The following is a 13,059-nucleotide window of genomic DNA, read 5'->3' on the forward strand; positions in this document are numbered from 1 at the left end:
ATAATTTTTATTATTGCCTAAATAGTTTTCTTTTATACTTATTTAATTTGAATTTAATGAAGTAAATAAAAGCGTTAAACGTATCACCATTTTTCTTTGCATGTTGGTATTTCACTTGATACTGCTTTTCATTCGTGGCTGGAATAAACGCCACATCATTCCAGCAAGAAGCCTGATAAGCCTCATTAAAATACTTCTGGCAGGGATAATTCGTCCAGTCGTTCCAGGGCTTCGTTACGCCAACATAATGAATCAGCTTAGTATCATCGGTAATGGTCTTTTTATAATCTTCATCGCTTTTATTTTTTAACTCATAGTCAATGCCATAAAAGCAATCATAATCGCCGCTAATAAAAATACAATGACCAAAGAACAGAATATTTAAAATATCCTGATCAAGGCATTTATACTTCGTGTGCTGCGGGTCACTTGCCAGCATAGCAATGGCTTTATTCATAAAATCATTTTTCGCCCACGCTTCAAGCTGCAGATATACTACACCGGCGTTGAAATAATTCCCTGGAAGCCCCTCTATAGCCAGACGCTTCGCTGGTTTTTCCTGCATAAAAGGCACATCTTTAATAACAGCTGCGAATTTATCGCCATCAAAATTAATATCAAGCAATCCAGCTAATGAGCCTTTACAGATGACATCAGCATCGATATATAACAGATTTTCAATAGTTTCACTCAGATACTGGAACGCAACTAAACGGAAGAATGTTGCATAAGACCACTGTTTCAGGCTGGGGAAGATATCAATAAAGGCACTGGATACTTTATAAATTCTTACTTCAACGTTAGCATTTTTGCTGGTAAAAGCATTAACACGTTGTAGATAGTCTTCATCAATGTAGTCAGTAAAGAGATGAAACTTAACCGCAAGATCCGGGTTATGCATAACAACTGATTGCATAGATACTGCTGCACCAAATAAAAAGTTGCGGTCAATACCGTAAGCGATATTTAACACACGATCGGTGTTAGCAATTTCCCCAGAGACAGCGACTTCAGTAATACTCTCAGCTAATAAATCCATGTTGGTTCCGTTTTGACTGTGTGGTTTACGCTTTGCCTTTTAATTTTTTAATAAATTTGCGTAGTTTGGTTCTGTAGATTACTGAATAGTAGCCATAATCTTTTATTTCGTTGGCAATACCCAGGTGACGTTCCATGGCCAGACGATCACGAGCTTTACGCTCTGCCGTACAGCTTTTACCGGATAGGTCAATTATCCTGACACCATCTTTACTAACGATAAAGTTACCCCGGTGTGGGTCGCCCGATAGCATATTTAAGGCATGCAATTTTTCCATTGAAGCCTTAATTTCTGCTTTAACATCTTCTGGAATAATCGGCATATCATTGAGCTCTACGCCCTCGACATACTCGATAAGCATGATAAAAACACTGGCATAATTGAAAATTTTACGCTCAGCCAGAAAATAAAAATCATTAGGAAAAGTAAGACCTGCACTTCTGACACGATCGGTTTCAACGATCAAATTCTGATAGTAGTCACCTTTTACAAAAGATTTTAAAAAACGTTCATTCCTTTTCGTTTTCGGAGCAAAGACTTTAAAAACATAGCGACCATATTTCGTATCAATCAACGATACTTTGGTATCATCAATATTACGTAATACTTTTACTGTTTTGAAATTATAGGCCAGTATTTCATCAAAGATTTCTTTATATTTATTATCATTATTTTTGTAATAAAATGAGAAGCCGCGGTAACGTATACTTGTAATCATAAGAGTAATTTATTTCTTAAGCTTGTACTTAATTAATGAAGTTATGCCTTTTATATACTCACCATGGGCAAACAGATGCTTATATTGTTTCTGCATTTCTGCAACAGTCCGCGCCTCTTTAAGAGGATATTTCTTCCAGGGAGATTGTTCACGCGCGATATTAAAGTATGATGCAGACGGATATCCAGCCCAGCTATGCCATGGTTTAGTTATCCCTGTATAGTGAATCAATACTGTTTTATCGGTAATGGTTTGCTGATACTTTCGATGACTACGATCATGAAGTTCGTTTTTCAGGGTATAAATAGTATCAAAATCCTTCGCGAGGTAGATATTATTCATATTAAATGCGATATTCAACGCATCCTGATCTAAATATTTAAGAGAGCCATATTTAGTTTCCCCTCGTAAAAGCGTGAGTAAATACGGTGTCAAATTTGCTTCATGCCATTTTTTAAGATTGACATAGATAACGCCTGCATTGAAATAACGTCCATTCATTTCGGGAATGTTAAGACGTTTTGCACATGCCGCCTGAGTACTATCATTGTCAGGAATAACCGCAGCAAACTCATCTTTAAATATAATTTTTGTGAGAGGTTTCAGACTTCCTTTACAAACGACATCGGCATCCAGATACAGCAGTGTGGAAATACTTTCACTCAGATATTCAAAGGACAATACCCTGAAGTATGTCGCGTACGACCAAAACTGTGACGTCGGCAGATCAGCAAAGTATTTTGGGTCAATTAAATATACAATAATTGAGGTATTAAATTGTTTTGCTGTTTCATTAAATGACTTTAAATAATCATCATCCACATAATCAGTGAAAACATGAAAGACAAAATTAATATCTGAATTATTAATCAAAACGGAAGAAATTGAAACGCCAGCACCATACAAAAAATTCTTATCGATACCGTAGGAAACATTTAGCTCTGGGACGTTTTCTTTTTTATTATCTGCTAAATACGAAAACCGTTCTTTTATAAATTCATTCATTTAACTTTTCTCAATGTCATTTTATTATCTTTAAATAAAAATAATAAATATAATTCATTATCCCGTTAATTGGTTTATTTTGTTTAAAATTATGCTTGGCGCAATAACGAGCATAATTTGAGTTAATTGGCCGCATTAACTGTTCATTTTTCCAGGGCGATGCTTCTTTGGCTTTGATAAATGGCTGCGCGCTTGGATAACCGGCCCAGTAATGCCAGGGTTTTGTCGGGCCGACATAATGAATTAATACGGCTTCATCATTAATTGGACAAATAAATGATTTTTTTAATTCATAATTTAAACTAAATTGCGTATTGTATTTAGCATCAATGAATTTAACTTTCCCTAACAGGATAAGATTTAGTATATCTTGATCCATATAGGTTAAACGGGAAACGACGGCTTTATCAGCAAGCATCGACATCGCTTTAGCAGAAACGGACTCCTGCGCCCACGCAGGTGTATTAATTAACAGGACACCTGAATTAAAGTAACCCTTTTCAAGTTCATTACACTGCAGACTTTGAGCCCGTAACGACCACCAGTTAGCATCGCGTTCAGTAACAACAGCAGCAACGTTATTGGCAAGATCCATTGTTATCAGCGGTTTTAAGGTTCCCTGACAGGCGATATCAGCATCCAGGTACAGGATCTTATCTTGTTGATCAATAAAGTAATCTGCAATTACAAAACGGAAATACATGGCAATAGACCAATTTTTGGTCGTCGGTAATACCTTAAGCCGTTCACAATTTACCAGATGGATCTGGATACAGGTATGATAGCTTTTCGCCAATTGGGATAAACGCTGGATATCGGCGTCAGGGATATCATCAATAAAAACGTGGAAGACAAAACTCACGTCGTTGTTATGTAACAAAACTGACGTGATTGAAACACCACAACCAAAAAGAAAGTTCTGATCAATGCCATAAGCAACATGGAATGATGATGCCACTGACGCCTCTGGCCTTTCATCGAAGATGATTGTCTTATTGATCATCTCTTGTGGATTAAAATAGTGGGCACTCATATTTCTCTCCGGAAATTACAACGATTTTCGAATCGTTCTTTCCCTGATTTTTGTGGCTTTTTCTTCTGCTTGCGACAGCAGCCCTTGTTCCTGCTTGAGAATGTCTTTAAGCGGGGCGACAAAATACACTTTCATAAACCGCCAGATATCCCGTTGAGTCAGGCCAATATTCATCGAAGAAAAATAAAGTCCAATAAGATCTTTATCGCGCCAACGACATGGAACGCGCGTGCGAAGCTGCGCCCGGTGCAGGTCAATTACTGAAATTTTTAACTCCTCTTCCTTACCGGAAAAAGGCAAGTGCAGCAGGAAATGACAGATATAACAGTCACGGTGGTTAATGCCCGCAGCATGCATATCGCGCACCATCGTCGCGACACGCTTAATAAGCATACGCTTTACGCGAACATCTGGTGGGTTGGTCGCCCAGTCAGCACAGTAATCTTCCAGACTGATGGTTGGTGTCAGATCTTCGGTAATAATAAACGAGGTTCTGGTCAGCGGATTAATGCCTTTTTCGCCGAATGCCACCCCATACATAGTATCAACGCCGACATCCCGCAGTCGATGAATCGCATTCCATTCGCGGTCTGCGCCTAATACTGGCATCCGCAATGAGAGTAAATTTTTGATTATCTCTTTCAGGGTCGTGCCGCGATGCCATTTGAGAAAATAGCTTTTGCCCGCCATTTCAAAGCGCAGAGTGCGGCGAGTTTCCAGTTCACGAAATACCTCACCCTGCAAGGTTTTAACTTCCTCAAAAGGATCTTTACCGCGCCATAACGTGGCAAACGGCTCTTTAAGTTCAACCATCCAGACCACCCGTTATGATGTCCGCCGCTTTCTCTGGCAGACTGTATAAATCTTGTGTATCAGCATAATGTCGCGCATTTTCCGCCCAGGCCTGGCGCAATGAAGATTGCGTTAACGCTTTGCGTAAAATCTCATTCAATGTTTCCTGGCGGAATGGCTCAGCAATAGCCTCGCCGCAATTGGCGTCGACAATATAATGCGCATAGCCACAAACGGCTGTTGTTAGTACCGGTAATCCTGCAGTTATCGCTTCCAGCAACACAATTCCCGCCGCTTCCTGGTAGGCAGGATGAAGTAATAAATCCGCCGCCGCCATTAATTCCGAGACATCGTTGCGCCCCGAGAAGAAGTGAACATTACTGCGCACGCCGCGTTTTTCTGCCAGCGCCTCAAATTTTCGCGGTTTATCCTGCCCAACAACATATAGTAATGTGTTGTGGCGCAGCGAATCCGGTAACGAAGCAAGTGCTTCAATGGAACGATCGACACCTTTACGCGTGAAGTCTGAACCGACCTGCAACAATAAATATTGTTGTTCGGTTATTCCATTCTTCTTACGGAAGATTTCACGGCTATTCGCTGGTTGCTGGCTATATTTACGATCAGGATAAATCCCCGGTGGCAGAATATGAAAACGTTCCGCTTCAGTCTGATAATGTTTCTGGAAATCGGCGATTTGCTTATCTGTCAGCATCAGCAGCTGTGTCGGCTTGCCCTGTTCGAAGGTTGCCCGCTCAAAGGCGGCATAATGGCGATAACGTGACGTCAGGCGATAGAAAAAGCCTTTCTCCTGCGCTACTTTCTCGGCATAACAAACATCAGCGGCATAATAAACGTCCAGCCCCGGCATTTTATTAAATCCAACGACTCTATCGACGGGGTGTTCACGTAAATGTTTTTGCACCCAGGCAAAATATTCCGCATTGCGCCCGTGATTGGTATGCGAATTAACCGGCACTTTGATCAGTTCAAATACATCAGGGCATTCGCCTTCCCACGACTGGGTATAAACCCGAACATGATGACCTCGGGCGGCAACTGTCTGAGCAATACGCATAAAATCGCGCTGCAAACCGCCAAAGGGAAAATATTTATATAAACAAAAAGCAACGATCATAACGACGTACCTGTCGTGGAGGAGGGAAGTAATTTATCGACAGCTGCAATGACATCTGCCGCCGGAATAACCGAAAGATACATCTCATTTCGGTCACGCTGATCGCGCGTTGGCATTTCCCGGTAATCTCCCGCCCAGAATTGAATCATGTTATTTGACCAGGGACGCCAGAAAATATGGTCTGTCGCACCAAACAGCGATATCAGCGGCGTATTAACTGCAGCGGCAATATGCGCCGGTGCGGAATCAACGCCAATAAACAGCTGCGCATGATCGATTAACGCACCAAGTTCCGGGAAGGTCACCTTTCCGGCCAGCGCCGTTACTGGTGGCGTCTGGCATCCCTGCGCAATTTCATTGACGCAGGCCAGATCGTCTTTATCTGGGCCGGACGTCAGAACGACTTCATAACCACGAGCATGTAAGGCATCAATCACAGCGGAAAACTTGGCGTTGTCCCAGCATTTGAAGATTTGCCGCGCCGTAGGTTGGATAACCACATAATTTTGTCCAACACCAGCGTGATCAAGTTCGCGACGCATACGTTTCCAGCTTGCAGGCGGGTAACTCATGGTTGTCTGCTTCACCAACGATTCAAGTCCCAATGGCGTCAGCACGGATAAGTTACTTTCCACCACATTTCCACCCTGCAACGGCACCAAATGAGTGAAACTATTACGCCAAAAAGCAGACTGCCGATGATGATAATCCTGGGAAATTTTCACACGGGCATTTAATAAGCGAACCAGTATAGCAACCATCCATTGATCGGTAAGATTAACGATAAGGTCATACTTATTGGCACGTAATATCTTGATGAGATGGAAAAAGTTGGCAATTTTTTCTGAGGCTTTTGCTTTTTTATTTTTTATGCCGTAGAGCGCGTTAATCTCTGGATTTTCAGACAGGATCGGGATGGTGTCCTGATAAAGCAGCACATCGATTTTTGCGTCAGGGTAATTTTTTTTCAGCGAACTAATGACGGGAGTAGTTAATAACATATCCCCATGAAAACGCATCTTAATGAGCAAAATTCTTCGAAATGGCTTATCCACAAGTAACTCTTTTTGTTGAGATTATCCGATTAAGGTGAAGCAGAAAAAGCACGCTACCGCCCCAGGCTCAACAGCTACCTGAATACTGATACCGCACTGATATTGACGCGCTAGTGTATCACTTCTTTCGCGGCAATCCGACCCGAATGATTTTTAAGCACATTGTTGATTTTCAATAAAGAAATCAATCAAATAAAATCATTAGCAACCATATTCTTTTACTGTTGCTCTGCGATTCCTTCCTGCACGTACTGCAGAAATCAATGAATCGCATAAAAATACAAAAAAAGTATAGATGTTCAGCAAGAATTGGCGGGTAAATTGCTATTTAAGTCAAAAACGGGAAAAGTAATGGTAAAGCCACAGCTAAATACATAGAATCCCCAGCACATCCATAAGTCAGCTATTTACTATGCTCGAATTGCTTTACACCGCCCTTCTCTACCTTATTCAGCCGCTGATCTGGATACGGCTCTGGGTGCGCGGACGTAAGGCTCCGGCCTATCGAAAACGCTGGGGTGAACGTTACGGTTTTTACCGCCATCCGCTAAAACCAGGCGGCATTATGCTGCACTCCGTCTCCGTCGGTGAAACTCTGGCGGCGATCCCGTTGGTGCGCGCGCTGCGCCATCGTTATCCTGATTTACCGATTACCGTTACAACCATGACGCCAACCGGTTCGGAGCGCGTACAATCGGCTTTCGGGAAGGATGTTCAGCACGTTTATCTGCCGTACGACCTGCCCGATGCGCTTAATCGTTTCCTGAATAAAGTCGACCCTAAACTGGTGTTGATTATGGAAACCGAACTATGGCCTAACCTGATTGCGGCGCTACATAAACGTAAAATTCCGCTGGTGATCGCTAACGCGAGACTCTCTGCCCGCTCGGCCGCAGGTTATGCCAAACTGGGTAAATTCGTCCGTCGCTTGCTGCGTCGTATTACGCTGATTGCTGCGCAAAATGAAGAAGATGGTGCACGTTTTGTATCACTGGGCGCAAAAAATAATCAGGTGACCGTCACCGGTAGCCTGAAATTCGATATTTCTGTAACGCCGCAACTGGCTGCTAAAGCAGTGACGCTGCGCCGCCAGTGGGCACCACACCGCCCGGTATGGATTGCCACCAGCACTCACGAAGGCGAAGAGAGTGTGGTGATCGCCGCACATCAGGCATTGTTACAGCAATTCCCGAATTTATTGCTCATCCTGGTACCCCGTCATCCGGAACGCTTCCCGGATGCGATTAACCTTGTCCGCCAGGCTGGACTAAGCTATATCACACGATCTTCAGGGGAAGTCCCCTCCACCAGCACGCAGGTTGTGGTTGGCGATACGATGGGCGAGTTGATGTTACTGTACGGCATTGCCGATCTCGCCTTTGTTGGCGGTTCACTGGTTGAACGTGGTGGGCATAATCCGCTGGAAGCGGCCGCACACGCTATTCCGGTATTGATGGGGCCGCATACGTTTAACTTTAAAGACATTTGCGCGCGGCTGGAGCAGGCAAGCGGGCTGATTACCGTTACCGATGCCACTACGCTTGCAAAAGAGGTTTCCTCTTTACTCACCGACGCCGATTACCGTAGTTTCTATGGCCGTCATGCCGTTGAAGTGCTGTATCAAAACCAGGGCGCACTACAGCGTCTGCTTCAACTGCTGGAACCTTACCTGCCACCGAAAACGCATTGAGGTTGTTATGCAAAAACGGGCGATTTATCCGGGTACTTTCGATCCCATTACCAATGGTCATATCGATATCGTGACGCGCGCCACGCAAATGTTCGATCACGTTATTCTGGCGATTGCCGCTAGTCCCAGTAAAAAACCGATGTTTACCCTGGAAGAGCGTGTGGCGCTGGCACAGCAGGCAACCGCGCATCTGGGGAACGTGGAAGTGGTCGGGTTTAGTGATTTGATGGCGAACTTCGCCCGTAATCAACACGCTACGGTGCTGATTCGTGGCCTGCGTGCGGTGGCGGATTTTGAATATGAAATGCAGCTGGCGCATATGAATCGCCACTTAATGCCGGAACTGGAAAGTGTGTTTCTGATGCCGTCGAAAGAGTGGTCGTTTATCTCTTCATCGTTGGTGAAAGAGGTGGCGCGCCATCAGGGCGATGTCACCCATTTCCTGCCGGAGAATGTCCATCAGGCGCTGATGGCGAAGTTAGCGTAGCGTTTATGCCGGATGGTATGCCATCCGGCTCGCATCAATTACTTCTGGCACTGCCGACAATAAAACGTTGCCCGCTGCGCATGTTTAGTCGCCACAATCGGCGTACCGCACACCCGACACGGCTCGCCTTTTCGCCCGTAAACCTGCAATTCCTGCGCGAAATAGCCCGGTTTACCATCACTTTGCAGAAAATCTTTCAGCGTTGTACCACCCTGCTCAATCGAACGCAGCAACACCGCTTTAATCACCCGAGCTAACAATTCACACTCTGCCAGCGACAGTGATGACGCCAGCCGATCCGGATGGATCCCCGCAGCAAACAGAGATTCGCTGGCATAGATATTCCCTACGCCTACCACCAGCTTGTTATCCATCAGCCATGGTTTAATCGCCGTTTTTTTCTTCGCGCACTTCTGATGCAGGTACTCACCGTTGAAATCGTCGCTAAGCGGCTCCGGTCCAAGATGGGCCAGCACGTTGTGCCCTTCCAGCTCTTTGGTCCACAGCCAGGCACCAAAGCGGCGCGGATCGGTGTAGCGCAGCACTTTACCGTTGCTCATCACCAAATCAACATGGTCATGCTTTTCAGGGGGAAGTTCTTCTGGAAGGATGCGCAGGCTGCCAGACATCCCCAAATGAATGATAATCCAGCCCTCAGGCAGCTCCAGCAGCAGATATTTAGCCCGCCGCTGCACGCTAAGCACTGGTTGGTCGCTTAAACGGTAGATCTCTTCTGAAACCGGCCAGCGCAAGCGTCCGTTGCGCACCACCGCATGAAGAATGGTTGCACCAACGAGATGCGGTTCTATGCCGCGGCGGCTGGTTTCAACTTCGGGTAATTCAGGCATAGCATCTCCAGGAATGAACAGATGCAGTCAATATGGGGGCAGGCAGATAACAAAAAACCCCGCCGGGGCGAGGTTTTTCGTTACATCAAAGCAAAAATTATTTGATTTTCGCTTCTTTGTAGATCACGTGCTGGCGAACAACTGGATCGAATTTTTTCAGTTCCAGTTTTTCCGGCTTAGTACGTTTGTTCTTCGTAGTGGTATAGAAGTGACCAGTACCAGCAGAAGAAACCAGCTTGATTTTCTCACGAATACCTTTAGCCATGATTTATTTCCTCTAAGTACTTAGTACTTTTCGCCACGGGCACGCAGTTCAGCCAGAACTGTATCGATGCCTTTTTTATCGATTACACGCATACCTTTAGCAGATACGCGCAGGGTGACAAAACGCTTCTCGCTCTCAACCCAGAAACGGTGAGAGTGCAGGTTCGGCAGGAAACGGCGTTTAGTCGCGTTCAGTGCGTGGGAACGGTTGTTACCGGTCACCGGACGCTTGCCAGTAACTTGGCAGACTCGGGACATGTCTATTCTCCAAAAATCAAATTAGCTCGAGCTTCGTATGGGGTATTGGCGCCTCGTCAGGCTTTACAGCCCGGTCATCGCAGTTCTATGTGAACTCTCGATTGCCAGGCCCAAATGCCAAACCCGAGATTCTCAAAGGTGGCGTAGTATACGCTGACTCAGCGATGTGCTCAAGTCCCGAACAGACAAAGATCCCGAAGGATCGCGCATAGCGGGTTAAATCCAGCCGCGTTCGGCAAAAGAAACATACTCTCCACGCCCAATCACGATATGGTCGAGCACGCGTAAATCCATGAACTGACAACTCTTTATTATCCGTTCAGTAATGAGTTTATCCGCTTTACTGGGTTCAGCACAACCCGAAGGGTGATTATGTGCAAGGATCAGCGCCGAGGCATTTATTTTTATCGCTTCGCGGATAATTTCCCGAGGATGGACTTCAACATGGTTTAGCGTGCCGGAAAAAAGACGGCTATGCGTTATAACCCGGTGTTGTGAGTCGAGAAAGATCACCATAAAGATCTCCCGCTCCTCGCCCGTAAGCTGGCTTTGTAAAAATTCCCGCGTCATCTCCGGGCTGAGTAAAGGGCTTTCTTCACGCATCCGCACGTTGTAGTAACGCCGCGCCAGTTCGGCAATCCCCTTTAACTGGGCGAATTTCGCCACGCCAATTCCATGAACGCCACTAAACTGTTCATATTCAGAGGTTAACAAGCCATAAAGAGAGCCGAAATTCTCCAGCATCTCTTTTGCCAGGGTTAATACATCTTTACCGCGCGTTCCGGTACGCAGAAATAGCGCCAGCAGCTCGACATCCGTTAAGGCGCTAATACCAAACTTCAGCATTTTTTCGCGCGGCATCAACAGCTGTGCATTGTTTTTCACCTTCACCTCCTTTGTGGTGCTCGCATCCTGTCATAGCCGTTCCGTTAAATCGACGGCCAGTTTTCAATCCTGGAAAGCGCCTCGCAAAGTGATTCTCAGGTGAAGGCACGACAACAAAAGTATTGTGATAAAATCGCCAACTTCTGGTGTCACCCAACAGGAAAAATCATCATGAGCCTGGCCGGTAAAAAAATCGTTCTCGGCGTCAGCGGCGGTATTGCTGCCTATAAAACCCCTGAACTGGTGCGTCGTTTGCGCGATCGCGGGGCCGACGTCCGCGTAGCCATGACCGAAGCGGCAAAAGCCTTTATCACCCCACTTAGCTTGCAGGCGGTTTCTGGTTATCCCGTTTCCGACAGTCTGCTGGACCCGGCAGCCGAAGCCGCTATGGGCCATATTGAGCTGGGTAAATGGGCTGATTTAGTGATTCTCGCCCCTGCCACGGCAGATTTAATTGCCCGTGTTGCTGCCGGAATGGCGAATGACCTGGTATCGACGATTTGTCTGGCTACACCTGCGCCTGTAGCCGTGCTCCCCGCCATGAACCAGCAGATGTACCGTGCCGCCGCCACCCAGCATAATTTAGAGGTGCTTGCCTCGCGTGGTTTGCTCATCTGGGGGCCAGACAGCGGCAGTCAGGCTTGTGGTGATATCGGCCCAGGGCGAATGCTCGATCCGTTAACCATTGTGGATATGGCGGTAGCGCATTTTTCGCCCGTCAACGACCTGAAACATCTGAACATTATGATTACCGCCGGTCCGACGCGTGAACCGCTCGATCCCGTGCGTTATATCTCTAATCACAGCTCCGGCAAGATGGGTTTTGCTATCGCCGCCGCCGCAGCCCGTCGTGGCGCGAACGTCACGCTGGTATCAGGTCCGGTTTCACTACCGACGCCACCGTTTGTTAACCGTGTTGATGTGATGACCGCGCTGGAAATGGAAGCCGCCGTGAATGCTTCTGTACAGCAGCAAAATATTTTTATCGGTTGCGCCGCCGTGGCGGATTATCGCGCAGCTACCGTGGCCCCAGAAAAAATCAAAAAGCAGGCCACGCAGGGTGATGAATTAACAATAAAAATGGTTAAAAACCCCGATATCGTCGCAGGCGTTGCCGCACTAAAAGACCATCGACCCTACGTCGTTGGATTTGCCGCCGAAACAAATAATGTGGAAGAATACGCCCGGCAAAAACGTATCCGTAAAAACCTTGATCTGATCTGCGCGAACGATGTTTCCCAGCCAACTCAAGGATTTAACAGCGACAACAACGCATTACACCTTTTCTGGCAGGACGGAGATAAAGTCTTACCGCTTGAGCGCAAAGAGCTCCTTGGCCAATTATTACTCGACGAGATCGTGACCCGTTATGATGAAAAAAATCGACGTTAAGATTCTGGACCCGCGCGTTGGGAAGGAATTTCCGCTCCCGACTTATGCCACCTCTGGCTCTGCCGGACTTGACCTGCGTGCCTGTCTCGACGACGCCGTAGAACTGGCTCCGGGTGACACTACGCTGGTTCCGACCGGGCTGGCGATTCATATTGCCGATCCTTCACTGGCGGCAATGATGCTGCCGCGCTCCGGATTGGGACATAAGCACGGTATCGTGCTTGGTAACCTGGTAGGATTGATCGATTCTGACTATCAGGGCCAGTTGATGATTTCCGTATGGAACCGTGGTCAGGACAGCTTCACCATTCAACCTGGCGAACGCATCGCCCAGATGATTTTTGTTCCGGTAGTACAGGCTGAATTTAATCTGGTGGAAGATTTCGACGCCACCGACCGCGGTGAAGGCGGCTTTGGTCACTCTGGTCGTCAGTAACACATACGCATCCGAATAA

General features: G+C 46.2%; 15 protein-coding genes. 4 read left to right on the forward strand and 11 right to left on the reverse strand.

The window, feature by feature from the left end; all coding sequences use genetic code 11:
- Positions 1-10: 10 nt before the first annotated feature.
- From ACJHWR_RS21695 to rfaQ, 7 genes are read right to left on the reverse strand one after another with little or no spacing between them, the layout of a single operon-like run.
- Complete coding sequence (locus ACJHWR_RS21695) at positions 11-1,039, reverse strand: UDP-galactose--(galactosyl) LPS alpha1,2-galactosyltransferase (RefSeq protein WP_000364801.1); 1,029 nt, start codon at positions 1,037-1,039, stop codon at positions 11-13.
- Between the two features lie 25 nt (positions 1,040-1,064).
- A complete protein-coding gene (gene rfaY, locus ACJHWR_RS21700; RefSeq protein ID WP_000633097.1) occupies positions 1,065-1,757 on the reverse strand; it encodes a lipopolysaccharide core heptose(II) kinase RfaY in 693 nt (230 codons plus the stop codon).
- Between the two features lie 9 nt (positions 1,758-1,766).
- The gene (locus tag ACJHWR_RS21705; RefSeq protein ID WP_001001734.1) at positions 1,767-2,762 is read right to left on the reverse strand and encodes a glycosyltransferase family 8 protein; all 996 of its coding nucleotides are present in this window, start codon (positions 2,760-2,762) and stop codon (positions 1,767-1,769) included.
- Between the two features lie 16 nt (positions 2,763-2,778).
- Complete coding sequence (gene waaO / locus ACJHWR_RS21710) at positions 2,779-3,795, reverse strand: lipopolysaccharide 3-alpha-galactosyltransferase (protein WP_001272755.1); 1,017 nt, start codon at positions 3,793-3,795, stop codon at positions 2,779-2,781.
- 15 nt (positions 3,796-3,810) lie between these two features.
- Positions 3,811-4,608, reverse strand: a complete 798-nt coding sequence (gene rfaP, locus ACJHWR_RS21715; protein WP_012311767.1) for a lipopolysaccharide core heptose(I) kinase RfaP — start codon at positions 4,606-4,608, stop codon at positions 3,811-3,813.
- Positions 4,601-5,725 carry a glycosyltransferase family 4 protein gene (locus ACJHWR_RS21720; protein ID WP_000634266.1) on the reverse strand — a complete coding sequence of 375 codons (1,125 nt, stop codon included), beginning with the start codon at positions 5,723-5,725 and terminating at the stop codon, positions 4,601-4,603. The genes rfaP and ACJHWR_RS21720 overlap by 8 nt, the downstream gene beginning before the upstream one ends.
- Entirely contained in the window at positions 5,722-6,780 is a 1,059-nt protein-coding gene (gene rfaQ, locus ACJHWR_RS21725) for a lipopolysaccharide core heptosyltransferase RfaQ (RefSeq protein ID WP_000360395.1), read from the reverse strand. Before rfaQ ends, ACJHWR_RS21720 begins: the two co-directional genes overlap by 4 nt.
- 412 nt (positions 6,781-7,192) lie before the next feature.
- On the opposite strand from rfaQ, the gene waaA reads away from it, so the two are divergent.
- Together waaA and coaD are read left to right on the forward strand one after the other, a co-directional pair.
- Positions 7,193-8,470 carry a lipid IV(A) 3-deoxy-D-manno-octulosonic acid transferase gene (gene waaA, locus ACJHWR_RS21730; protein WP_000891574.1) on the forward strand — a complete coding sequence of 426 codons (1,278 nt, stop codon included), beginning with the start codon at positions 7,193-7,195 and terminating at the stop codon, positions 8,468-8,470.
- Between the two features lie 7 nt (positions 8,471-8,477).
- Positions 8,478-8,957: a pantetheine-phosphate adenylyltransferase gene (coaD, locus tag ACJHWR_RS21735; RefSeq protein WP_001171866.1), complete on the forward strand. Its 480-nt coding sequence runs from the start codon at positions 8,478-8,480 to the stop codon at positions 8,955-8,957.
- Positions 8,958-8,995: 38 nt separating this feature from the next.
- Here the strand turns inward: coaD and mutM are convergent, their stop codons facing one another.
- The 4 genes from mutM to radC form a co-directional block, all read right to left on the reverse strand.
- The gene (gene mutM / locus ACJHWR_RS21740; RefSeq protein WP_001114533.1) at positions 8,996-9,805 is read right to left on the reverse strand and encodes a bifunctional DNA-formamidopyrimidine glycosylase/DNA-(apurinic or apyrimidinic site) lyase; all 810 of its coding nucleotides are present in this window, start codon (positions 9,803-9,805) and stop codon (positions 8,996-8,998) included.
- A 97-nt stretch (positions 9,806-9,902) separates the two neighbouring features.
- A complete protein-coding gene (gene rpmG, locus ACJHWR_RS21745; RefSeq protein ID WP_001051798.1) occupies positions 9,903-10,070 on the reverse strand; it encodes a 50S ribosomal protein L33 in 168 nt (55 codons plus the stop codon).
- A 20-nt stretch (positions 10,071-10,090) separates the two neighbouring features.
- Complete coding sequence (gene rpmB, locus ACJHWR_RS21750; protein ID WP_000091955.1) at positions 10,091-10,327, reverse strand: 50S ribosomal protein L28; 237 nt, start codon at positions 10,325-10,327, stop codon at positions 10,091-10,093.
- A gap of 216 nt (positions 10,328-10,543) precedes the next feature.
- Complete coding sequence (gene radC / locus ACJHWR_RS21755) at positions 10,544-11,212, reverse strand: RadC family protein (protein ID WP_001297375.1); 669 nt, start codon at positions 11,210-11,212, stop codon at positions 10,544-10,546.
- A 171-nt stretch (positions 11,213-11,383) separates the two neighbouring features.
- Here radC and coaBC point away from each other — a divergent pair, with 171 nt between their 5' ends.
- Positions 11,384-12,604: a bifunctional phosphopantothenoylcysteine decarboxylase/phosphopantothenate--cysteine ligase CoaBC gene (coaBC, locus tag ACJHWR_RS21760; RefSeq protein ID WP_000050149.1), complete on the forward strand. Its 1,221-nt coding sequence runs from the start codon at positions 11,384-11,386 to the stop codon at positions 12,602-12,604.
- A complete protein-coding gene (dut, locus tag ACJHWR_RS21765) occupies positions 12,582-13,040 on the forward strand; it encodes a dUTP diphosphatase (RefSeq protein WP_000976070.1) in 459 nt (152 codons plus the stop codon). The genes coaBC and dut overlap by 23 nt, the downstream gene beginning before the upstream one ends.
- Positions 13,041-13,059 lie beyond the last annotated feature (19 nt).

It is taken from the genome of Escherichia sp. WS568, assembly GCF_046486085.1.
Classification (GTDB): Bacteria; Pseudomonadota; Gammaproteobacteria; order Enterobacterales; family Enterobacteriaceae; genus Escherichia; species Escherichia coli.